The following is a 21,714-nucleotide window of genomic DNA, read 5'->3' on the forward strand; positions in this document are numbered from 1 at the left end:
ACGCCCCGAACCCAAGCCACTAGGGAACCAGCGCAGCAATAGCAAGCGTGTAGCCCTTCACGCCCAGCCCCACGATGATCCCGCGCGCCGCAGGCGAGATGTACGACTTGTGGCGAAACTCCTCGCGCGCATGCACGTTCGAGATGTGCAGTTCGATCAGCGGCACGCTCGCACCCTTGATGGCATCGTGCAGCGCGATCGAGGTGTGGGTGTAGGCACCGGGGTTCATCACCACGCCCAGCATGTTGCCGGCGGCCACTTCACGGCCCGCTTCCTGGATCCAGTCGACCAGCACGCCTTCGTGGTTCGACTGGCGGCATTCGATTTCGACTCCGAGCTTCGCGCCCGTGTCCTTGCACAGGCGCTCGACATCGGCCAGCGTGTCGCGTCCGTACTGTTCGGGCTCGCGCGTGCCGAGCAGGTTGAGATTGGGGCCGTTGAGAACGAGGATTTTCTTCATGATGGATGAGGCGAGGCTTCAGGCGAGCGTCATTATGGTCTTGCGCCGGCCTTGCCGCGCCTGGCCGCAGGCGGTCCGACGTAGTAGTTGTACGAATCGATGTCGACCACGCAGCGCGCCATGAGATCGACGAACGCCCGCAGCTTCTGCCCCATGTAGCGCTGCCGCTGGAAGGCGCAGTAGATGCGCCGCGGCTCCGGCTGCCATTGCGGCAGCACCGGCACCAGCACGCCCTGCGCCACTTCGGGCCGGGCGAAGAAGGCCGGCAGCAGCGCGATGCCGAAGCCGTCGATGCAGAAGGTCTTCATCACCCAGTGGTCGTTGGTCTCGAAAGCCGGCTCCGGGCGAAACGCATAGCTGCCCGACGCGCCCGACACCAGCAGCACCTGCGACGGCCCCGAGCCTTCCTTCATCACGATCGACCGATGGTGCAGCAGTTCGTCGGGCGCCTGCGGCGTGCCCTGGCGCTCAAGGTACTGCGGGCTCGCATAGAGGCCGTAGTTCAGCCGCCCCAGCAGCTTTGCAACGAGATTCGGCACATCGGGCGGCTCCGAGCAGACATAGCAGTCCACGTCGCCGATCTGCGGCGCGTTCAGTCGGCTCGCCACGTCGAGGTGGCAGCGCACGTTGGGGTGCGATTCGAGGAACAGCTTCACCACATGGCAGACGAAGGAGGTGCTGAACTGGGTATCGGACAGCAGCGACAGGCTGCCCGAGACGCCGGCCGTGATCTCCTGGATTTCGGTGCACGCCGTTTCCAGCCGGCCCGTCACCTCGTCGATCAGCCCGTCGCAGCGCGCGTAGAAGGCGCGCCCCGCCTCGGTCGGCGTGACGCTGCGCGAACTGCGCATCAGCAGTTGCGCACCCAGCAGTTCCTCCAGCCGCGTGAGCTGACGGCTCAGCGTGGCCTTGGATACGCCCGACAGGCTCTCGGCCTTCGTCAGGCTGCCGCTCTGCACGACGAGCAAGAAGGCTTCGATCAGCGCGAGATCGATGCGGCTCATGCGGGCCAGCGTTTCAGGAATGAAAAGTAGCGTCTCGGCATTTGGCTTTCATCAAGGGAACAGAAACGGTAGGTTCGGTGCTTGCTGGCGGCACACCGAATGCTATGCCATCCCTATCGAGCCCCGAGCCCCCACGACTGGAGAAAGCCCCGATGCACAGCCCTGCCCGACGTCCCCTGCTTTCAGCCGGTGCAACATGACGAATCCACACGCCTCCACCTGGCATCCAATGGCACCCTCCGCCGGCCTGCGTCCCGGCGCCAACATCGTCGCCGGCTTCGCGGAAGGCCAGGAGCTCGCGCTCTGGCGCTCGGCCGACGGCGCCGCCCAGGCGTGGGAAAACCGGTGCCCGCACCGCAGCGTGCGCTTTACGCTCGGCCAGGTGATCGAAAACCGCCTCTCCTGCGCGTACCACGGCTGGCAGTACGCCGCGGGCAGCGGGCAGTGCACCCACATTCCGGCCCACCCGGCCATGCAGACGCCACGCAACGTCTGCGCCAAGGTGTTCGCCGCAGTGGATGCGGCGGGCATGCTGTGGGTCAACCTCGCCGCGGATGCAACCGCCGCGCCACCGCCGCTGGCCGATGCCGTGCCGGCCGGCTGGCACTTCTGCCGCAGCCTGACCGTGCGCGCCGGCGCGCAGGCCATGCGCGAAGCCCTCGCACGGCAAGGCTTCGCAATCGATGCGGGATCCGGCGCATGGCGCGGCGCGCTCGCCGGTGTGAAGACCGTTGCGCTGCTGCTCGAGGCGCAGCCCCGGCTCTCCTTCGTCCACCTGTGGACGGAGGCTGCCCCAGGCTCCAGCGCAATGAAGACGCTGCACGCAGCCGCGCGGAACCTGCGCGCCGGGATCGAAGCACAACCTCAAGGCTGAAGGAACCGCCATGCCCTTCGTCACAGACGACCCCAACATGCTCGACGACTGGCTGGTCGTCGGGCCCGCCACACCCGAGCCCCGGACGACCCGTCTGCTGGGCGAAACCGTGCAGCTCCGCACCGATGCCGATGGCACGCCTCGATGCCACCTCGGCGACCATGCGCTCGCCGTGCAGTCGCACTACGGCTATCTCTGGGTCTGCCCGAGCGGCCGCCCCGCGCGTCCCCTCTTCGAGTTTCCGGAATACGCCGAGTGCGGCCGCCGCATCGTCGACTGCGGCGGCATCGGCGTGGCGGTGTCGGGGCTGCGCGTGATCGAGAACTTTCTCGACATGGCGCACTTTCCCTTCGTGCACGCCGACTACCTCGGCAAGGTGCCGCACACCGAGGTGGCGCAATACGAGGTGCAGGTCGAGCCCGGCACCGGCGAGATCTGGGCCACCGACTGCCGCTTCTGGCAGCCGCGCGCTTCGGCCGCGCACGATTCGGGCAGCGAGGTGTTCTACAAGTATCGCGTAATGCAGCCCTTCTCGGCCATGCTCTACAAGTCCAGCTTTCGCGCGGGCGAACTCGACGCCATCGGCCTCTTCCTGCAGCCCATCGACGACGAACACGTGATCGCCCACACCGTCCTCGCCTGCTATGACGACGACTCCACCAACGCCGAGCTCATCGCCTTCCAGCACACCATCTTCGGCCAGGACAAGCCGATCCTGGAAAACCACGCCTTCAAGCGCATGCCGCTCGAAGGCCGCGCCGAGACACCGACGCGCGGCGACACCTCCTCCGTCACCTACCGGCGCTGGCTGCGCGAGCGCGGCATGCGCTTCGGCGTGAGGGCGGCGGCATGACGACAACGATCAAGCTCTACGACTATCCGCTGTCGGGCAACTGCTTCAAGGTGCGGCAGATGCTGGCGTGGCTGGGCATCGGGTACGACACGGTGCAGGTCGATTTCTTTCCGGGCCGCGCGCACAAGTCCGCCGCGTTCCTCGCAAACGTCAATCCGCTCGGGCAACTGCCGGTGATCGACGACGACGGTTTCCTGCTGCGCGATGCGCAGGCCATCCTGGTGTACCTCGCAAGCCGCTACGACGCGCAAGGCCGGTGGTATCCCGGCGACGCGAAGCTGCGCGGCCAGATCGCGATGTGGCTCGCCACCGCTGACGAGATCACCCGCACGGCATCGGCCACGCGGCTGCACGATGCGCTCGGCTACCACCATCTCGACATCGACGCCTGCCGCACCGGTGCGCGCGCGGTGTTCCGCGTGCTCGACGACCGTCTCGCCGAACAGGCGAGCGCCGGCCTGCGCTGGCTGGCCTCGGCGCCCGATCCGACTATTGCCGACCTTGCCTGCTTCCCCTATGTCGCGCTGGCTGGCGAGGGCGGTATTTCGCTCGACGAATTTCCCGCCCTGCGAGACTGGGTCTGGAATGTTCGCCACCTGCCCGGGTTTATCGGCATGCCGGGTATCTTCCCTGCCGGCCCTGCCTGAGTATCCTTAGCCCTTTTGCTTCTCCCCCGAAACCCGCCATGAAAACCAAAGCCGCCGTCGCCTGGAAATCCGGAGCCCCGCTCACCATCGAAACCGTGGACCTCGAAGGGCCCAAGTTCGGCGAGGTGCTGGTCGAGATCAAGGCCACCGGCATCTGCCATACCGACTACTACACGCTCTCGGGCGCTGACCCCGAAGGCATCTTCCCCGCCATCCTCGGCCATGAAGGCGCGGGCATCGTGGTCGACGTGGGCCCCGGCGTCACTACGCTCAAAAAGGGCGACCACGTCATCCCGCTGTACACGCCCGAGTGCCGCCAGTGCAAGTTCTGCCTCTCGCGCAAAACCAACCTGTGCCAGCTGATCCGCGGCACGCAGGGCAAGGGCCTGATGCCCGACGCCACCTCGCGCTTCAGCCTCGACGGCAAGCCCATCTTCCACTACATGGGCACCTCGACCTTCAGCAACTACACGGTCGCGCCCGAGATCTCGCTGGCCAAGATCCGCGAGGATGCGCCCTTCGACAAGGTCTGCTACATCGGCTGCGGCGTCACCACCGGCATCGGCGCGGTGATCTTCACGGCCAAGGTGGAAGCCGGCGCGAACGTGGTGGTGTTCGGCCTCGGCGGCATCGGGCTGAACGTGATCCAGGGCGCGAAGATGGTGGGCGCCGACAAGATCATCGGCGTCGATTTGAACCCCGAGCGCGAGGCCATGGCGCGCAAGTTCGGCATGACGCACTTCATCAACCCGAAGACGACAGAAAACGTGGTCGACGCCATCGTGCAGCTGACCGACGGCGGTGCGGACTACAGCTTCGAATGCATCGGCAACACCAAGGTGATGCGCCAGGCGCTCGAGTGCACGCACAAGGGCTGGGGGCGCAGCATCATCATCGGCGTGGCCGAGGCGGGCGCGGAGATCAGCACGCGCCCGTTCCAGTTGGTTACCGGCCGCAAGTGGGAAGGCTCAGCCTTCGGCGGCGCACGCGGACGCACCGACGTGCCGAAGATCGTCGACTGGTACATGGAAGGCAAGATCGACATCGACAGCCTCATCACGCACACCATGCCACTGGAAGACATCAACAAGGGCTTCGATCTGATGAAGCGCGGCGAGTCGATTCGCGGCGTCGTCCTTTACTAGCAGCGCTGGAGGCACCGGTCATGACCCGCATGGAGCCTTTGCGCAAGATCGAAGCCGGTGTGCTCGAAGTCGCGTACTTCGAAGCCGGCCCCGCCGATGGCCCGCCGGTGCTGCTGATGCACGGATTTCCGTACGACATCCACACGTATGCCGAAGTCGCGCCCATGCTCGCCGATCAGGGCTGCCGTGCGATCGTGCCGTACTTGCGCGGCTACGGCGCCACGCGCTTCCTGAGCGAGGCCACGCCGCGCTCGGGCGAGCAGGCCGCGCTGGGCGCCGACCTGCTCGCGCTGCTCGATGCGCTGAAGATCGAGCGCGCGGTGCTGGCCGGCTACGACTGGGGCGGCCGCGCCGCCTGCGTGGTCGCGGCGCTGTGGCCCGAACGCGTCGCGGGGCTGGTGTCCTTCAACAGCTACAACATCCAGGACATCGCCAGGGCGATGGAGCCAGACGCGCCGGCCAACGAGCACAGCCTCTGGTACCAGTACTACTTCCACAGCGAGCGCGGCCGCGTCGGCCTCGGGAAAGACCGCAAGGCGCTCACGAAGCTGCTGTGGAAGCAGTGGTCGCCCACGTGGAAGTTCGACGACGCCACCTTCGAGCGCAGCGCCGCCGCCTTCGACCATCCCGACTTCGTGGACGTGGTGATCCAGTCGTACCGCCATCGCTTCGGCCTCGTGCCGGGCGACCCGGCCTATGCGTACATCGAACGCCGCCTCGCGGCCCAGCCCGCGATCACAGTGCCCACCATCACTTTCGACGGCCTCGACGACGGCGTGCGCCCGCCCGCCGACGCATCGGCCCACGCGCACCGCTTCGGCGGGCCGCGTTCGCACCGCCTCGTGCCCGGCGTGGGCCACAACATGCCGCAGGAAGCGCCGCGCATCTTTGCCGATGCCGTGCTCGAACTCGTACCCGCCCTGCGCAGCAAGAATCCGCAATGACCGACAACAGCCCCAAGACCCTTTCCGAACACCATGCCTTCGGCGGCGTGCAAAGCTTCCACGAGCACCACTCGCACGAAATCGGCCTGCCGATGCGCTTCTCGGTGTACCTGCCGCCGCAGGTCGCACACGAGCGCGTGCCCGCCCTGCTCTACCTCGCAGGCCTGACCTGCAACGAAGAGACCTTCGCCGTGAAGGCCGGCGCACAGCGCATGGCCGCGAGCCTGGGCATCGCGCTGATCGCGCCCGACACCAGCCCGCGCGGCCCCGCCGCCGAGTGCGTGCCCGGCGCGAAGGACGACTGGGACTTCGGCATCGGCGCCGGCTTCTACCTCGACGCGCTCGCCGAACCCTGGGCCACGCACTGGCGCATGGAAAGCTGGATCGTGCACGAGCTGCTGCCGCTGGTGGCCCGGCACTTCGCCATCGACGGCGAGCGCATCGGCATCTCCGGCCACTCGATGGGCGGCCATGGCGCGCTCACGCTGGCGCTGCGGCATCCGGGGCGTTTCAAATCGCTCTCGGCCTTTGCGCCGATCTGCGCACCCACGCAGTGCCCGTGGGGCGAGAAGGCGTTCGGCGGCTACCTGGGCCGCCCCGGCGCCGACCGCGCCCAGTGGCTCGCACACGACGCGAGCGCGCTCATGAAATCGCAGGTCGCGGCGCCCTACCCGCAAGGCATCCTCGTCGACCAGGGCCTGGCCGACAAGTTTCTCGCCGAACAGTTGCTCCCCGAGGCGTTCGAGGCCGCCTGCTTCGCGGCCGGCCAGCCGCTCACGCTGCGCCGCCACGCGGGCTACGACCACGGCTACTACTTCATCCAGAGCTTCATGGCCGACCACATCGCGCACCACGCGCAAACGCTGCGCGCGTAAAGTTTCATCGACCGCGGCGGCCTCGCGCCGTATCATGAAACGCATGTCCGCCGCCCAAATTCCTGCCTTCCACCTGCGGTCGCGCGAAGGCACCGCCGAAGAGAACATGGTGCTGGCCGGCATCTGGCGCCGCGCGTGGATCGCGGCCAACCGGGGCCTCCCCCATATCGAACCGATCGCCCACTGGCTGCGCCGCGTGCAGACCGAATTCGGGTCGCCCGCCGACGTGGTGCTGGCGGAGCGCGACGGGCAGGTGCTGGCGTTCATGGTGCTGCTGGAGCGGCGCGAGTATGTGGCGCAACTCTTCGTCGAGCCCCACCTGCGCAACCAGGGCTTGGGCAAGGCCTTGCTCGACGAGGCGTGCGTGCGCTTCCCGACCGGCTGGTGGCTGCACGTGGCCGCGACCAACACGCCGGCGCAGCGCTTCTACGAGCGCTATGGCCTCGAGCGCGGCGCGGTCGACCGCCATCCCACGAGCGGCCGCGAACGCATCGCCTACCATTGGTCGCCCTCGCACCCGCCATGGCGCGTCGGTTGAACCCATTCCAATTTTTCCCCGCTCCATGCGCATCGACCACATCGCACTCTGGACCACCGATCTCGAGCGCTGCAAGCGCTTCTATGTCGACTATTTCGGCGCCACCGCCGGCGCGGGCTACGTCAACCCGGCCAAGGGTTTTGCCTCGTGCTTCCTGAGCCTTGGCGATGGCGCACGCATCGAGGCCATGACGACGAGCACGCTCTCTCCGGTGACGGCGGAGGCCGGCGCACAGCGCATGGGCTGGACGCACCTCGCGATCAGCGTGGGCTCCGACGCGGCGGTCGACGAACTCACGCAGCGGCTGAAGGCCGACGGCCATCCGCTGCTCGACGGCCCGCGCCGCACCGGCGACGGCTACTACGAAAGCGTGGTGCTGGACCCCGACGGCAACCGCATCGAGATCACGGCATGAGCGATTTCGTCGATAGCCTGCACGAAACCTTCGAGCGCCTGGGCCGTATCCGCACGCGCCGCATGTTCGGAGGCCATGGCGTGTGGCACGAGGACCGCATGATCGCCCTCGTGGCCAACGACACGCTCTACCTCAAGTCGGATGCCGAGAGCGCGCCGTACTTCGACGCGCTCGACCTGCCGCCGTTCACCTACGTGCGCCAGGGCCAGTCGATGCCGATGTCGTACCGGCAAGCCCCGGCGGACCTGTTCGAGGACCGGCACGAAGCCGCACTCTGGGGCCGCCGCGCCTACGAGGCAGCGCTGCGCTCGGGCCAGCCGCCGAAGCCGAAGAAAACATCCGTGAAGAAGAACCCCCCCGCAAAGAAAGCCGCAGTGAAGAAGAAGACAACGAAGGCAGCCTCCCGGTGAGCGCCCACAACCCGACGCTCCCGCCCCTTCCCGAACGCGAACAGATCGCGCTGCTCGAACCCTTCGAAGGCCTCGGTCCCAAGGACATCGTCGTCGTCACCACGCTGCAGGAGGCCGAGCGCGCGGCCGCCACGCTGCTGGCAGCCGGCATCGCCGGCTTCGACACCGAATCGAAGCCCACCTTCGCGAAGAACGAGGTGTCGGGCGGCCCGCACGTGGTGCAGTTCTCGACGCGCGACACGGCGTGGCTGTTCCAGTTGCACCGCACCGAATGCAACCCGGTGGTGGCCACGCTGATCGCCTCGGCCGAGCTGCGCAAGGTCGGCTTCGGCCTCTCTGGCGACCTCACGCTGATCCGCCTGCGGCTCGGCATCGAGCCGAAGGCGGTGTTCGACATTGACACCGAATTCCGCCACCGCGGCTACCGCAAGTCGGTCGGCGTGAAGACGGCCGTGGCGCTGGTGTTCAACCGGCGCTTCATCAAGTCGCGCAAGGCGACCACGTCGAACTGGGCCAACCGGCAGCTCACCGAGGCGCAGATCCGCTACGCGGCCAACGACGCCTACGCATCCATCCGCGTGTACGACGCGCTCTTCGGCGGCAACTGACCGGTCAGTCCCGCCCCGCCTCCAGGATTGCCTGCGCGAGCCGCCCGGGGTTCGAGAAGAACATCTCGTGGCTGCCGGGGCATTCCACCAACCGGAACAGGCCCAGCCGCTCCGACAGGCGCGGATGCCACGGCATGCCGTGCGGCATCGCGGTGTCCTGCTGGCAGTTGACATACGACTTGCCCAGCGCCAGCGCGGCCAGCGGCTGCCGCAGCCTGATCTTGTCGGTGAAGGTGCGGTACGGATGCGGGTTGAGCTTTTCGTAGGCCGCCTGCGCGGTCGCCAGGTCGGCGTCGTTGATGAAGGCTTCGCGCCAGATCTCGAAAGGCAGGGTCACCGCGTTGGCGTTGGCCGCCGCCACGGCGTGGAACATCGCAACGTATGGCGGCGGCACCATGTCGTTGAGCGACTCGCCATCGAGCGGCACGAAGGCGTTGATGTACACCAGCCGCTTCAGGCGCGGCGCGATGCGGTCCGCCACGCCCGAGATCACCATGCCGCCGTAGCTGTGGCCTACGAGGCGGACCTCGGTGAGGTTCTTCTCCTCGATGTAGCGCACGGCCGAGGCGATCGCGTCGTCCAGCGTGGTGCTGGCGCGGTCGTCGCCGGGGTTGTTGCCCGCGAGCGTGGGGCAGTACGCGGTATGACCGGCCGCGCGCAGGCCGTCGGCCACGGCTTCGATTTGGGCGCCGGTATGCCACGCACCGTGGACTAGAACGTAGGTGTCGGACATGGGCTTGTCTCCTTCGTTGTGAGGGGAACGACTGTAGGGGCAATGGCGTGCTGCGGGTGGCCGATGTGCGCCAGCGCGATGGCCGGCTCGTGCCGGATCGGCTGCTATCATTCAACTATTCAACGATATTTGAAATATGAAAGAAGGTGACGTCATCCAAGCCCTGGCCGCACTGGCGCAGCCCGTTCGCCTGCGGGTGTTCCGTGCGCTGGTGGAGGCAGGCCCGGCCGGCCTCACGCCCGGCGCGCTGACCGAAGCGCTCGAAGTGCCGGCAACAGGGCTGTCGTTCCACCTCAAGGAACTCATGCATTCGGGGCTCGTCTCGCAGGAGCGGCAGGGCCGCAACCTCATCTACCGTGCGGCGTTCGACCGGATGAACGGCCTGCTTGCCTACCTCACGCAGAACTGCTGCCAGGGCGAACCCTGCACCACCGGGTGCTCGCCGGCATGCTGAGCGCCGTCGCAATCTTCATCTTCACGCTCGTGCTGGTGATCTGGCAGCCGCGCGGGCTGGGCATCGGCTGGAGCGCTTCGCTCGGGGCGGCGGTCGCGCTGCTGCTCGGCGTGGTTCAGCTGTCCGACATCCCTGTCGTCTGGGGCATCGTATGGAACGCGACCGGCACCTTCGTTGCCGTGATCGTCATCAGCCTGCTGCTCGACGAAGCCGGCTTCTTCGAATGGGCCGCGCTGCACGTGGCGCGCTGGGGCGGCGGACGCGGGCGGCCGCTGTTCGCGTTCATCGTGCTGCTGGGCGCCGCCGTTTCCGCGCTGTTCGCCAACGACGGCGCGGCGCTGATCCTCACGCCCATCGTGATGGCGATGCTCGTCGCGCTGGGCTTCTCGCCGGCGGCCACGCTCGCCTTCGTGATGGCGGCGGGCTTCATCGCCGACACGGCCAGCCTGCCGCTGATCGTGTCGAACCTGGTGAACATCGTCTCGGCGGACTTCTTCAAGATCGGCTTCGGCGCGTATGCCTCTGTCATGGTGCCCGTGAACATCGCGTCTGTGCTCGCGAGCCTGCTGGTGCTGATGCTCTGCTTTCGCCGCGGCATTCCAGCCAGCTACGACCTGGCCCGGCTGCGGCCGCCAGCCGCGGCAATCCGCGACCCCGCGACCTTCCGAGCGGGCTGGGTCGTGCTGTTGCTGCTGCTCGTCGGCTTCTTCGGACTGGAGCCCCTGGGCGTGCCGGTCAGCGCGGTGGCGGCCTTTGGCGCGGTCGTGCTGCTGGCGGTCGCGGGCCGGGGTCCGGTGATCGGCATCCGCAAGGTGCTGCGCGGCGCGCCCTGGCAGATCGTGGTCTTCTCGCTGGGCATGTACCTCGTGGTCTACGGGCTGCGCAACGCGGGGCTGACGGGCCACATCGCCTCACTGCTGAACGTGTTCGCACAAGGCGGCGTCTGGGGCGCGGCGATGGGCACGGGCTTTCTTGCGGCGGTGCTCTCATCGGTCATGAACAACATGCCGACCGTGCTGGTGGGCGCGCTGTCCATCGACGCATCGAACGCGAGCGGCGTGGTGAAGGAAGCGATGGTCTACGCCAACGTGATCGGCTGCGACCTCGGCCCGAAGATCACGCCCATCGGCAGCCTTGCCACCCTGCTCTGGCTGCACGTGCTCGCAAGGAAGGGCACGGCCATCGGCTGGGGGTATTACTTCAAGGTCGGCATCGTGCTGACCCTGCCCGTGCTGTTCGTGACCCTTGCGGCATTGGCACTTCGACTGAGCATTTCACTTCCATGAACGACATCACGATCTATCACAACCCCGCTTGCGGCACGTCCCGCAACGTGCTCGCGCTGATCCGCAACACGGGCGACGAGCCCAGGGTCATCGAGTACCTCCGGCACCCGCCCGACCGCGCCACGCTGAAGCAGCTCATTGCCGCGATGGGCATTCCGGTGCGCGAGCTGCTGCGCCGCAAGGGCACGCCGTACGACGACCTCGGCCTCGACGACCCGAAGTGGACCGACGAACAGCTGATCGACTTCATGCTGCAGCACCCCATCCTCATCAACCGGCCGATCGTGGCGACGCCGCTCGGCACACGCCTGTGCCGGCCTTCGGAAGCGGTGCTCGACATCTTGCCGCGTCCGCAGCAGGGTGCGTTCTCGAAGGAAGACGGCGAGGTGATCATCGACGCGAAGGGCCAGCGTGTTGCCAAGCCCTGACCTGCCCCACGTCGCCGAAGCGCATTTCCGGCGGCCAGACCTGCTGCAGCTGGCGCCAACGCAGCGCGCCACGCACGCGCCCCGCATCCTGCTGCTCTACGGCTCGGTGCGCGAGCGCTCGTACAGCCGGCTGCTCACCGAAGAGGCTGCCCGCCTGCTGCAAGCCATGGACGCGGAGACCCGCATCTACGATCCGCGCGGACTGCCTCTGCCGGACGACGCGCCCGAAGACCATCCGAAGGTGCGGGAACTTCGCGAGCTTGCCCAATGGGCCGAAGGCATGGTGTGGACATCGCCCGAACGACACGGTGCGATGACCGGCATCATGAAAGCGCAGATCGACTGGATTCCCCTGGCCGTCGGCTCGGTGCGGCCCACACAGGGCAAGACGCTCGCAGTGATGGAAGTGTCGGGCGGCTCGCAGTCGTTCAACGCGGTGAACCAGTTGCGTGTGCTGGGCCGCTGGATGCGCATGATCACGATCCCCAACCAGTCGTCGGTGGCCAAGGCCTTCATGGAGTTCGAAGAAAACGGCCGCATGAAGCCGTCGCCGTACTACGAGCGCGTGGTCGACGTGATGGAGGAGCTGGTGAAGTTCACGCTGCTCACGCGCGACTGCGCAAGCTATCTGGTCGACCGCTACAGCGAACGGCGCGAAAGCGCGCAAGCCCTGTCGAAGAGGGTCAATCTGCGCAGCATCTGAGCGCGGACTCAGCGGTGCTGGCGGCGCAACCCGTCCGGCGGGGGGCGCCGCGGCCGTGAGGCCAGGCTCCGCCATGCCCGCTTGCCAAGCGGGAATAAAACGCCTTTGGCCCTGTCCCAGGTCCGACACCGGCAAAATGTTCCGCGAACCAAACCGGTGCGCCGGGCATTCCGGCGCACGCACATGAAAGAACGGGCCATGAGCAACAAAAGCGATTTCGGATTGATCGGCCTGGCCGTGATGGGCCAGAACCTCGTGCTGAACGTGGAAAGCCGCGGCTTCCAGGTCAGCGTGTACAACCGCACCGAGGCGACCACCGAAGCCTTCATCGCGGCCAACCCCGGCAAGAAGCTGGTCGGCGCGAAGACGCTCGAGGCGTTCGTGCAGAGCCTGGCCAGGCCCCGCAAGATCCAGATCATGGTGAAGGCCGGCGCGCCGGTCGACCAGGTGATCGAACAGCTCATCCCGCTGCTCGACAAGGACGACATCGTCATCGACGGCGGCAACAGCCTCTACACCGACACCGAGCGCCGCGACGCCTACCTTGCAGCCAAGGGCCTGCGCTTCATCGGCGCGGGCGTGTCGGGCGGCGAGGAAGGCGCGCGCAAGGGCCCGTCGATCATGCCGGGCGGGCCGCTTTCCACGTGGGAGGTGATGAAGCCGATCTTCGAGAGCATCGCGGCCAAGGTGGACGGCGAGCCCTGCGTGATCCACATCGGCCCCGGTGGCGCCGGCCACTACGTGAAGATGGTGCACAACGGCATCGAGTACGGCGACATGCAACTGATCTGCGAGGCCTACAGCCTGTTCAAGGCGGCCGGCTTCAGCACCGACGAGATGGCCGCGATCTTCAACGAATGGAACGACGGTGAGCTGCAGAGCTACCTGATCCAGATCACCGCCAAGGCGCTCGAACAGAAGGACCCGGAAACGGGCAAGCCCATCGTCGACGTCATTCTCGACAAGGCGGGCCAGAAGGGCACGGGCCAGTGGACGCTCGTCAACGCGGCCGAGAACGCGGTGGTCATCAGCACCATCAACGCCGCGGTCGAGGCGCGCGTGCTGTCGTCGCAGAAGAAGGCGCGGGTGGCGGCGAGCAAGCTGCTGCAGGGACCGAAGATCGAACTCTCGCTCGAGAAGAAGGCGCTGGTGGCCAAGGTGCACGACGCGCTGTATGCATCGAAGGTGATCAGCTACACGCAGGGTTTCGACCTGATCAAGACGATGGGCGACAAGAAGCAATGGAAGCTCGACCTCGGTGGCATCGCCTCCATCTGGCGCGGCGGCTGCATCATCCGCGCGCGCTTCCTGAACCGCATCACCGAGGCCTTCCGCACCGACCCGGCGCTGGGCAACCTGATGCTCGATCCGTTCTTCAAGGACCTGCTGAACCGCACGCAGCAGAACTGGCGCGAGGTGGTGGCGCTGGCGGTGAGCAACGGCATTCCGGTGCCGGCGTTCAGCGCCTCGCTGGCCTACTACGACAGCTACCGCACCGAGCGCCTGCCGGCGAACCTGCTGCAGGCGCAGCGGGACTTCTTCGGGGCCCATACCTACGAGCGCACCGACAAGCCCGAAGGACAGTTCTTCCATACGGACTGGCCTGAAGTCATTGGGTGACGTGGCTCTACCCCCAGGTTTTTGCATCTGGGGTGAGAGTCGGGGCGCGATCCCGCCGACGCGGTGACCTTTTTCGCGAATGTCCCCCGCTTCGCTCCTCCTTTATTTCGCGAAAAAGGCCCCCGCATCGACGTGATCGTTCAGAGCAGTAGTTGATCGAGCGAAACAACGGCAGCGCTCGTTGTGCTCAGGGCACCGGGTGCTCCCCGCAGCGAAATAAAGGAGGAGCGAAGCGGGGGACATTCGCGAAGGGGAGCACCCGGTGGCCTGTGCACGCCCCCCGAACAATCACGCTCCGTATCAAGGCAAACTGAGCGCGACCGGCGCGCCCCCCGGGGCAGCCACGATCCTGGATGCGGGCGTCCACTCCTGCCGGCCTAGCTTCTTCATCGCCATGTCGACGAACGCCGTCACCGCTGGCGGAATGTGCCGGCGGCTGGCGTAGATGACGCTCAGGCCGCGCCCCGCCCGCACGTATTGCGGCAGCACCGGCACCAGCCGGCCGGAGGCCACGTCGGACGCCGTCATGATCGACGGCAGCGCGGCAATTCCCATTCCTGCGCACGCGGCCTTGCGCAGCACATCCTGCACGTTGCTGATGAAGCGTCCCCTCACCCGCACGTCCTGCTCCACGCCATCGGCCCTTTGCAGGCGCCATGTGGCGTAGTTGCCGGAATCCGGAGCGTGCGTCAGGCAATCGTGCTCGATCAACTCCTGCAGACTGGCCGGCGTACCGTGCGCCGCCAGGTAGGCAGGGCTGGCAACCAGCCCTCCGTAGCTTGCGAAGATCTTGCGGGCAACGTAGCTCGAGTCCTGCAAGGGGCCGCTGCGAAACGCAACGTCGATGCGCTCGTCAATGAGGTCGGCCACGACGTCGCTGAGAACGAAGTCGAGTTGCACCAGCGGATGCTCGGCAAGGAACTCGGCCACCCACTCCATCCTGAAAAAATCGAAGCAGCTGGCTGGCGCGCCCACCCGTACCAGCCCGCTGGGCGCCTGGCTACCTTCGACCTGGAGTTGGCCGGCTCCGATCAATTCCTCGACCGCCGGACCGCATCGCTCGTGAAAGGCCTGGCCGGCACTGGTCAACGTCAGCTTGCGGGTCGAGCGCTGCATCAGCCGGGTGCCCAGGTGCGCCTCCAGTTGCTGGATGCGACGGCTCACCGTGGCCGACGGCACGCGCAGCTGGCGCGCTGCTTCGGCAAAGCTGCCGCAGCGCGCGACGTGCACGAACATCGCGACTTCGTTCAGGTCGAGCAAGGAAATTCTTTCTGCAGATACCGAGCCCGTTCCGCCTGCGGCGCCGGGCAGGTGCGGACCTCTCTCAGAAGTCCATCAGCTTGTCCACGTCCTGCGTCTTGCGGCGGGCCAGGGCGAGGTTGGCGCGCTGCTTGTCGAGCACGACGTAGAGAAACACGCCCTCCTTGGAAGCCGAAGGGCGGATGATGTGATATTGCTTGCCCAGGGTGATCAGCATGTCCTCGATCACGTCGTTCAGGCCCAGCGCCCGCATGGTCTTGAGCTTCGCGCGCACGACTTCCGTGTTGCCGGCGGCGGCGACTTCCATGTCCACGCCCGATCCCTCGGCGCCGAGGATCATGCCGCTGCCCGCGTCGACCACTGCTGCGCACATGGCGCCGTCGAGGGTCAGGATGTCTTCGAGCGTCTGCTTAATGGATGCCAAGTTTTTCTCCAGTCAAATCTTTGGAAGGGTTGCTGCGTACCGAAAGAAGCCGGTGCGCTACGCAAACGCGCACCGGAAGATCTGCCTTCATGCCTCGGCGAGGCTCTTGGCGAGTTGGGCGGCGCGGTAGGCCACCAGCGCCGGGACCGCGTTGTCGCGGGCAAGCACATTGATGACGAGTTCGCCATCGCGGTGGTGCACGCTGTAGAAAACCGCGAAGCCCGATTCCGTCCGGATCATCACGCTCTCCTTGCGGCCGAGGCGGGCTTCTTCTGCGACGACGCTGCTGATCGCCACGATGGAACTGGCCATTGCAGCCACCCGGGCGGGGTCCGTATCGCCGGTGGTCGCGGAAGCCACGTCGAAACCGTCCACGGTGGCGATCACGGCGGCCGTCACGCCGCTCAATTCGTCGACCAATTTCTGCACCTCGCGCTGCGCGTGCGCCGTCGCCGTCCTGGACAAACCATGTCTGACACTCATTCCGTCTCTCCTCGCGCATCGGCTTCAAGTTGCATCAACAGCGTGTCGACCAGCAGGATCACGTCGGTCCTTCTGCGTACGTCCACGCCGAGAATCGGAAACACCCGGCCCATGGCGGCGAGTCTTTCCGCGTAGTCGTCAAGGCTCGGTACGGGGTGGGATTCCGTTCGCCCCACGCCAATGACGCAAGGCAGGCTCCGCAGGGCACTGGCAAAGCCGTGCATGTACGTGGACAGGTCGTCCAGCGGATCGGGCCGCGAGTTGTCCATCAGCACGATCACGCCCAGCGCGTTCCTGACAAGGATCTTCCAGAGAAAGTCGAAGCGGGCCTGCCCTGGCGTGCCGAACAGGCGGATGCGGTCCCCGTTGTCCAGCGTGAGCTGGCCGAAGTCGAGGCCCACGGTGGTGCGCTCCTTGGCGACCGACGTGTCGGAGTTCGGCACGTCGGTCATGACCGGCGAGGTTTCGCTCACGCGTCCGATCGCTGTCGTCTTGCCCGCGCCCACCGTGCCGGTGAGGAGAATCTTGTATTCCTTCATGTCGTTCGCAGGCCCAGCCGGCGGCGAATGCCGTTGATGAGACCTCGCCCGAAGTCGCGCCGCATGGCCCCGTCGTTCTTCGGCGCGAAGAGCGGCACTGCCCGCGCCACATGCAGCTCCAGCACGCCAGCCGTTTGCAGCGCATGCAGGAACGAAACGCACTGGGAGAACGGAAGCTGGCTGATGCCGGCCAGTTCGCCCGCATTCAACGCACGCCGTGACAGCAGGCTCGCCATGCGGATGTTGTCGAGGTCGTTGCGCAACAGCAGGGCCGGCGGCCAGCGGCGCAGCATGAAGCGGACCGAATCGGAAACCTCGATCTCCAGGGCGGTTTCGTCGTCCGGCGTCAACCGCGCGGGCTTCGCCTCGCGCAGCGCCTGCTCAGTGCTCTTGAGCCATCGCTGCAGCCTGTCGGCACGTATCGGCCGCTCCAGCGTGTCGGGCTTTCCGCCCGAATGCATGCGCGTGAGCCTGAGCACGGCAGCGGCCATGCCGGCCACCTGTGGGCAGCCCTCTTCCACGGCGGCACCGTCGACCAGCAGCGCGTCGTACGGCGGCGCATTGACCAGCTGCCACGGAAAGGCAGCGTCGCTCGCATACAGCCGCACGATCGTCTGGATCACGACGACTTCGGCCAGCGGCAGCTTGTAGACGCCGAGCCTCAGCATCGGCAGGTCCTGCTTGCAGCGCGCATATCAGTTCACCGCGGGGACTTCGCGCCAGTCGCCCGCGCGTTGGCGTACTGCCGCAACTGCCCTTCCGGCTTGAAGTTGCTTGCGCAATGGCCACTGTGAACATGCTCTCGATCAATTTGCATCCACTATCTCCCTTGCGAAAAAACAGTTCGATCCACATTGGAGAACGATGAAAATGGATGAATTAGCTTGCACTGAAAGGCTCGTCCAATTCAAAGCAGTTCGGAGGGACGTTCCGTTTGGACCAATCGCGATCACTGATGCGCGCGCCTTTTGAGAACAGCATGTGACAATTTTTTACTACTTTGTGGCTTTCTACTAGTGCCTCAAGTGGGATTCAGCCACTCAGTTTTTGAGGCAATCGACATGACACATTGCATGTCATGCACCAAGAAAAGGCTCAATTCCCCATCATGGGTCGCACCAATTGAGACCACCGGCCCTCGATCACGCCAACTCCGCGCCGGACAGCGGCATCCACTCCTGCAGGTTCAGTTTTTCCACCGCCATGTCGACGAATGCCGACACGGCCAGTGGGCGCTGCTGGCGGCTGGGATACACCACGCTCATGCCGCGCCCCGCCCGCATGTACAGCGGCAACACCGGCACCAGCCGGCCCGCGGCCACTTCCGATGCCGTGAGAACCGCCGGCAGCGCGACGATGCCGAGCCCGGCGCATGCAGCCCGGCGCAGCGCCACCTGCACGTTGCTGGTGAAGCGCCCTCTCACCCGCACTTCTTCCTCCGTGCCGTCAGGCCCCTGCAGGCGCCAGGTGGCGTGGCTGCCGGTTTCCGGCGGCTGCGTCAGGCATTCGTGTTCGCTCAGCTCTTGCAGATTGGCGGGTGCACCGTGCGCCGCCAGGTAGGAGGGGCTGGCCAAAAGGCCGCCGTAGCTCGCGAAAATCCGTCGGGAAACATAGCTTGAATCCGGCAGCGGACCGATGCGAAATGCCACGTCGATGCGGTCGGCGATGAGATCTGCCGGGACATCGCTGAGCACGAAGTCGAGTTGCACTGAAGGATGTGCGTCGAGAAACGCCGTCACCCATTCCATCTCGAAGTATTCGAAGAAGCTGGCCGATGCAGCCACCCGGACCGGCCCGCTCGGCTCCTGGCTGCCCGCGACGTGCGATTGCCCCGCTTCGATCAGTTCCTCGACCGCCGGGCCGCATCGCTCATGAAAGGTCTGGCCGGCGCTGGTCAGCGTCAGCTTGCGGGTCGAGCGCTGCATCAGCCGGGTACCCAGGCGCGCCTCGAGCTGCTGGATGCGGCGGCTCACCGTTGCCGATGGCATGCGCAACTGCCGCGCCGCTTCGGCAAAGCTGCCGGAGCGTGCGACTTGCACGAACATTGCGACTTCGTTCAGATCGAGCACAAAGATTCTTTCTGTCAATGGATGATTGCAAATTCGCTTGCGGCGTTTCAGGCATCAATTCCGTTTTGTTATCGGTCAATCACTGATTTGCAATCGATAAAGATCCACCGAGTGCGGATACAATTACACAAGACTGACAAGAAACTGACCGAATATCCGTCGACGGGGCGATTTTGAAAATTAACTTTCAAATAATCCGTCACCCTGAGGTTATTCTGAGCGGCGTCCTTTTATAGAGAAATAGCGAATAGTTAATCTAATCCACCATCTCCTGCCAAGACGTTTTTCCACAATTCGCCCTTCTCTGATTCATATATGAATCTTTGACCTAGCAATTGCCCGACACACGACCCGCCTCGTCGAAGGCTTCGCCATCATCCACCGCGGGCGGGACGAATCCGGTGCTGCATTTCCTTCCGCAATCGTCGTAAATTTGACAGTTGGGGCGCGATCCCGGGCCTACCATCCGGCCCACATGAACACTGACCTCGAGGATGTCCCCCTCTCTGGCAACCGACGCACCCTGCTGGTGGGCGGCGCGCTGCTGGCGGGCACTGCCGCCGCGGGGGTCGGATACGTCGCCACCCACTCCAGCCAACCCATTGCCATGGACGTTTTTTCCGACCTCGCCCGAGCCATGCGCACGCTCGAGCACCTGCGCGAGACACCGCTGCATACCCGCTCCGGCTGGGACCTGGCCCACGTGTTGCACCACTGCGCGCAAAGCGTCGAATATTCACTGGACGGATTCCCGCAGCTGAAGCCCGCCTGGTTCCGAGCCTCGCTGGGCGCCATGGCATTCGCGGTGTTCTCGGCGCGCGGCAAGATGAGCCATGGACTGGAAGAGCCCATCCCCGGCGCACCAACCATCGCTTCGAGCCAGCCGCTCGATGCCGCCGTGGAGCACCTGATGGGGGCGTTGAATCGTTTCGAACGGCACGGCGCGGCGCTCGCACCGCACTTCGCCTACGGCGCGCTGAGCAAATCGGAATACACGCGCGCCCACCTCATGCACCTGGCGAATCACTGGGAACTGATGGACGCCGGCTGAGGCGTTCAGGCGGCCTTCCGAACGCGCGCGTATCGCCCGCGCGCCCACGATGGAAACCTAGAACAGGCTGCCCTGCCCCTCCGCGCCCGGCGGCCGGAACGCGGTGATGTCCAGCGGAATGCGCTCGCGGTTGAAGCCGAGGCGGTTCGCGGCCTTCTCGAAACGCTGGTGGATCAGGTCGGCCCACAGGCCCGACCCTTTCATGCGCGTGGCGAAGTCGGCGTCGTAGTCCTTGCCGCCGCGCATCTCATGGATGCGCGCCATGATGCGGTCGGCGCGCTGCGGATAGTGCAGCGCAAGCCATTCCTTGAAGAGCGGCGCCACTTCCCAGGGCAGCCGCACCACCGTGTAGAACGCGCTGCGCGCGCCGGCCTCCCACGCGGCTTCGAGCACCAGTTCCATGTCTTCGGTCACGAAGGGAATCTGCGGCGCCACGCTCACGCCCACCGGCACGCCGGCCGCGGCCAGCGTGCGGATGGTGCGCAGCCGCCGATGCGGCGCCGCGGCGCGCGGCTCCAGCTTGCGGGCGAGTTCGCCGTCGAGCGTGGTCACGGTGACGTACACGGCCGCAAGGCGGTCGGCCGCCATGGGCGCGATCAGGTCGAGGTCGCGCTCGATGGCGCTCGACTTGGTGACCAGCGCGAACGGATGCCGCGTTTCCTTCAGCAGTTCGATGATCGAGCGCGTGAGCCGCAGTTCGCGCTCGATGGGCTGGTAGCAGTCGGTGGCGGTTCCGATGGCGATGTAGCTCGGTCGGTAGCTCCTGCGCCCCAGTTCGGCGCGCAGCACCTCGACGATGTTGCGCTTGGCGATGAGCTTGGTCTCGAAGTCGAGGCCCGGAGAGAGATTCAGGTAGCTGTGCGTGGGCCGGGCAAAGCAATAGATGCAGCCATGCTCGCAGCCGCGGTACGGATTGATCGAGCGGTCGAAGGGGACGTCGGGCGAGTCGTTCTCGTTGAGCACCGACTTCACGTCCTCGAAGCGGATCTCGGTGGCGATGGGCCGCAGCTCGTCGGCCTCGGCCACGCCTTCTTCGAGCGTGCCCCAGCCGTCGTCGAAGGCGTTGCGCTCGTCTTTCGAGAAACGGTGCGCGAGTTGCGTGGCCGCACCGCGGCCCTTGATGGCGTGAATGGGGATCCTTGCAGTTGGCATGGCAGCTCCTTGGCTTAAATACTGTGTATTCATACAGTATTTAACCGATTCACATTCGTCGCCAATTTTTCCATTTCTCTATTGACAGAAATTTCGCAAATCCTAAACTCGACGCCATGGAACTCACCGACATTCAACGCAAGTTCGTGCTGCACTGGGGTGAAATGGGCTCGATGTGGGGCGTCAATCGCACCGTCTCGCAGATCCATGCGCTGCTCTTCGCGCACGGCAAGCCGATGAACGCGGAGGAACTGAGCGAAACGCTCGGCGTGGCCCGCTCCAACATCAGCAACAGCCTCAAGGAGCTGCAGGCCTGGAACCTCGTGCGCGTGACCCACACGCTGGGCGACCGCCGCGACTATTTCGAGACCAGCGTCGATGTTTGGGAGCTGTTCCGTACCGTCGTGCGCGAACGCAAGGAACGCGAGTTCGACCCGACCGTGCGCGTGCTGCGCGAGCTGGTTTCCAGCCCTGACTTCCAGAAGGAGCCTGCCGATGCGCAGGACCGCATCCGCTCCACCATGGAACTCATGGACAAGCTCGCCACCTGGGCCGACGAAATGCTGCGGCTGTCGCCCGGCACGCTCGACAAGGTGATGACGCTGGGCGCCAGCGTGCAAAAGTTCGTGCGAGGCGATACGGCCTCGGCCAGCAAGGGCGGCAAGGACGATGACCCGGATGCGCACCATGCCAGCCTGCCGATGATCTGAGGTCTCTTTTTTTGCCTATTAATTTCTGT

Annotated in this window: 27 protein-coding genes; 17 read left to right on the forward strand and 10 right to left on the reverse strand. The window is 65.8% G+C overall.

The window, feature by feature from the left end; all coding sequences use genetic code 11:
- Positions 1 to 19: 19 nt before the first annotated feature.
- Both aroQ and ASC92_RS24255 read right to left on the reverse strand, forming a co-directional pair.
- Positions 20 to 460 (reverse strand): type II 3-dehydroquinate dehydratase, encoded by a 441-nt coding sequence (gene aroQ / locus ASC92_RS24250; protein ID WP_007835124.1) that lies wholly within the window; start codon positions 458 to 460, stop codon positions 20 to 22.
- 32 nt (positions 461 to 492) lie between these two features.
- Positions 493 to 1,464 (reverse strand): LysR family transcriptional regulator, encoded by a 972-nt coding sequence (locus ASC92_RS24255; RefSeq protein WP_056520833.1) that lies wholly within the window; start codon positions 1,462 to 1,464, stop codon positions 493 to 495.
- 196 nt (positions 1,465 to 1,660) lie between these two features.
- Between ASC92_RS24255 and ASC92_RS24260 the strand changes: the two genes are divergently transcribed.
- From ASC92_RS24260 to ASC92_RS24305, 10 genes are read left to right on the forward strand one after another with little or no spacing between them, the layout of a single operon-like run.
- Positions 1,661 to 2,338 (forward strand): Rieske 2Fe-2S domain-containing protein, encoded by a 678-nt coding sequence (locus ASC92_RS24260; RefSeq protein ID WP_056520835.1) that lies wholly within the window; start codon positions 1,661 to 1,663, stop codon positions 2,336 to 2,338.
- A 10-nt stretch (positions 2,339 to 2,348) separates the two neighbouring features.
- Positions 2,349 to 3,191 carry an aromatic ring-hydroxylating oxygenase subunit alpha gene (locus ASC92_RS24265; protein WP_056520837.1) on the forward strand — a complete coding sequence of 281 codons (843 nt, stop codon included), beginning with the start codon at positions 2,349 to 2,351 and terminating at the stop codon, positions 3,189 to 3,191.
- A complete protein-coding gene (locus ASC92_RS24270; RefSeq protein ID WP_056520839.1) occupies positions 3,188 to 3,838 on the forward strand; it encodes a glutathione S-transferase family protein in 651 nt (216 codons plus the stop codon). Before ASC92_RS24265 ends, ASC92_RS24270 begins: the two co-directional genes overlap by 4 nt.
- 38 nt (positions 3,839 to 3,876) lie before the next feature.
- Positions 3,877 to 4,983, forward strand: a complete 1,107-nt coding sequence (locus ASC92_RS24275; RefSeq protein ID WP_056520841.1) for an S-(hydroxymethyl)glutathione dehydrogenase/class III alcohol dehydrogenase — start codon at positions 3,877 to 3,879, stop codon at positions 4,981 to 4,983.
- A 20-nt stretch (positions 4,984 to 5,003) separates the two neighbouring features.
- Positions 5,004 to 5,927, forward strand: coding sequence for an alpha/beta fold hydrolase (locus tag ASC92_RS24280; RefSeq protein WP_056520843.1), 924 nt, complete (start codon positions 5,004 to 5,006; stop codon positions 5,925 to 5,927).
- A complete protein-coding gene (gene fghA, locus ASC92_RS24285) occupies positions 5,924 to 6,802 on the forward strand; it encodes an S-formylglutathione hydrolase (protein ID WP_056520845.1) in 879 nt (292 codons plus the stop codon). Before ASC92_RS24280 ends, fghA begins: the two co-directional genes overlap by 4 nt.
- A gap of 43 nt (positions 6,803 to 6,845) precedes the next feature.
- Positions 6,846 to 7,340, forward strand: a complete 495-nt coding sequence (locus tag ASC92_RS24290; protein WP_235505982.1) for a GNAT family N-acetyltransferase — start codon at positions 6,846 to 6,848, stop codon at positions 7,338 to 7,340.
- Positions 7,341 to 7,365: 25 nt separating this feature from the next.
- On the forward strand, positions 7,366 to 7,755 hold the full coding sequence (locus ASC92_RS24295; RefSeq protein WP_056520849.1) for a VOC family protein: 390 nt from the start codon (positions 7,366 to 7,368) through the stop codon (positions 7,753 to 7,755).
- Positions 7,752 to 8,165, forward strand: a complete 414-nt coding sequence (locus ASC92_RS24300) for a TfoX/Sxy family protein (RefSeq protein ID WP_056520851.1) — start codon at positions 7,752 to 7,754, stop codon at positions 8,163 to 8,165. The genes ASC92_RS24295 and ASC92_RS24300 overlap by 4 nt, the downstream gene beginning before the upstream one ends.
- Entirely contained in the window at positions 8,162 to 8,773 is a 612-nt protein-coding gene (locus tag ASC92_RS24305; RefSeq protein ID WP_056520854.1) for a 3'-5' exonuclease, read from the forward strand. The genes ASC92_RS24300 and ASC92_RS24305 overlap by 4 nt, the downstream gene beginning before the upstream one ends.
- 4 nt (positions 8,774 to 8,777) lie before the next feature.
- Here ASC92_RS24305 and ASC92_RS24310 read toward each other — a convergent pair whose 3' ends face one another.
- Positions 8,778 to 9,506 carry an alpha/beta fold hydrolase gene (locus tag ASC92_RS24310; protein WP_056520856.1) on the reverse strand — a complete coding sequence of 243 codons (729 nt, stop codon included), beginning with the start codon at positions 9,504 to 9,506 and terminating at the stop codon, positions 8,778 to 8,780.
- Positions 9,507 to 9,642: 136 nt separating this feature from the next.
- On the opposite strand from ASC92_RS24310, the gene ASC92_RS24315 reads away from it, so the two are divergent.
- The 5 genes from ASC92_RS24315 (at position 9,643) to gnd (ending at position 13,997) form a co-directional block, all read left to right on the forward strand.
- Positions 9,643 to 9,960, forward strand: a complete 318-nt coding sequence (locus ASC92_RS24315) for an ArsR/SmtB family transcription factor (protein ID WP_056520858.1) — start codon at positions 9,643 to 9,645, stop codon at positions 9,958 to 9,960.
- The gene (locus ASC92_RS24320) at positions 9,954 to 11,246 is read left to right on the forward strand and encodes an arsenic transporter (protein WP_056520991.1); all 1,293 of its coding nucleotides are present in this window, start codon (positions 9,954 to 9,956) and stop codon (positions 11,244 to 11,246) included. The genes ASC92_RS24315 and ASC92_RS24320 overlap by 7 nt, the downstream gene beginning before the upstream one ends.
- Positions 11,243 to 11,674: an arsenate reductase (glutaredoxin) gene (gene arsC, locus ASC92_RS24325; protein ID WP_056520859.1), complete on the forward strand. Its 432-nt coding sequence runs from the start codon at positions 11,243 to 11,245 to the stop codon at positions 11,672 to 11,674. Before ASC92_RS24320 ends, arsC begins: the two co-directional genes overlap by 4 nt.
- Positions 11,661 to 12,377: an arsenical resistance protein ArsH gene (gene arsH, locus ASC92_RS24330; protein WP_056520994.1), complete on the forward strand. Its 717-nt coding sequence runs from the start codon at positions 11,661 to 11,663 to the stop codon at positions 12,375 to 12,377. The genes arsC and arsH overlap by 14 nt, the downstream gene beginning before the upstream one ends.
- A 198-nt stretch (positions 12,378 to 12,575) precedes the next feature.
- Positions 12,576 to 13,997 (forward strand): decarboxylating NADP(+)-dependent phosphogluconate dehydrogenase, encoded by a 1,422-nt coding sequence (gene gnd / locus ASC92_RS24335; RefSeq protein WP_056520861.1) that lies wholly within the window; start codon positions 12,576 to 12,578, stop codon positions 13,995 to 13,997.
- Positions 13,998 to 14,297: 300 nt separating this feature from the next.
- Here gnd and ASC92_RS24340 read toward each other — a convergent pair whose 3' ends face one another.
- The 6 genes from ASC92_RS24340 to ASC92_RS24365 form a co-directional block, all read right to left on the reverse strand.
- Positions 14,298 to 15,257 (reverse strand): LysR family transcriptional regulator, encoded by a 960-nt coding sequence (locus ASC92_RS24340; protein ID WP_056520863.1) that lies wholly within the window; start codon positions 15,255 to 15,257, stop codon positions 14,298 to 14,300.
- 64 nt (positions 15,258 to 15,321) lie between these two features.
- Complete coding sequence (locus ASC92_RS24345; protein WP_056520865.1) at positions 15,322 to 15,681, reverse strand: hypothetical protein; 360 nt, start codon at positions 15,679 to 15,681, stop codon at positions 15,322 to 15,324.
- 87 nt (positions 15,682 to 15,768) lie between these two features.
- A complete protein-coding gene (locus ASC92_RS24350; protein ID WP_056520868.1) occupies positions 15,769 to 16,164 on the reverse strand; it encodes a roadblock/LC7 domain-containing protein in 396 nt (131 codons plus the stop codon).
- Positions 16,161 to 16,703 (reverse strand): GTP-binding protein, encoded by a 543-nt coding sequence (locus ASC92_RS24355; RefSeq protein WP_056520870.1) that lies wholly within the window; start codon positions 16,701 to 16,703, stop codon positions 16,161 to 16,163. The genes ASC92_RS24350 and ASC92_RS24355 overlap by 4 nt, the downstream gene beginning before the upstream one ends.
- The gene (locus ASC92_RS24360; protein WP_056520872.1) at positions 16,700 to 17,371 is read right to left on the reverse strand and encodes a hypothetical protein; all 672 of its coding nucleotides are present in this window, start codon (positions 17,369 to 17,371) and stop codon (positions 16,700 to 16,702) included. The genes ASC92_RS24355 and ASC92_RS24360 overlap by 4 nt, the downstream gene beginning before the upstream one ends.
- A 474-nt stretch (positions 17,372 to 17,845) precedes the next feature.
- The gene (locus tag ASC92_RS24365) at positions 17,846 to 18,772 is read right to left on the reverse strand and encodes a LysR family transcriptional regulator (RefSeq protein WP_056520875.1); all 927 of its coding nucleotides are present in this window, start codon (positions 18,770 to 18,772) and stop codon (positions 17,846 to 17,848) included.
- A 475-nt stretch (positions 18,773 to 19,247) separates the two neighbouring features.
- Here ASC92_RS24365 and ASC92_RS24370 point away from each other — a divergent pair, with 475 nt between their 5' ends.
- Positions 19,248 to 19,823, forward strand: a complete 576-nt coding sequence (locus ASC92_RS24370) for a DUF1569 domain-containing protein (RefSeq protein WP_056520877.1) — start codon at positions 19,248 to 19,250, stop codon at positions 19,821 to 19,823.
- Positions 19,824 to 19,880: 57 nt separating this feature from the next.
- Here the strand turns inward: ASC92_RS24370 and ASC92_RS24375 are convergent, their stop codons facing one another.
- Entirely contained in the window at positions 19,881 to 20,975 is a 1,095-nt protein-coding gene (locus tag ASC92_RS24375; RefSeq protein ID WP_056520879.1) for a PA0069 family radical SAM protein, read from the reverse strand.
- Between the two features lie 116 nt (positions 20,976 to 21,091).
- Here ASC92_RS24375 and ASC92_RS24380 point away from each other — a divergent pair, with 116 nt between their 5' ends.
- Complete coding sequence (locus ASC92_RS24380; RefSeq protein WP_056520882.1) at positions 21,092 to 21,685, forward strand: GbsR/MarR family transcriptional regulator; 594 nt, start codon at positions 21,092 to 21,094, stop codon at positions 21,683 to 21,685.
- Positions 21,686 to 21,714: the final 29 nt, after the last annotated feature.

The organism is Variovorax sp. Root411 (assembly GCF_001425205.1).
Taxonomy (GTDB): domain Bacteria; phylum Pseudomonadota; class Gammaproteobacteria; order Burkholderiales; family Burkholderiaceae_C; genus Variovorax.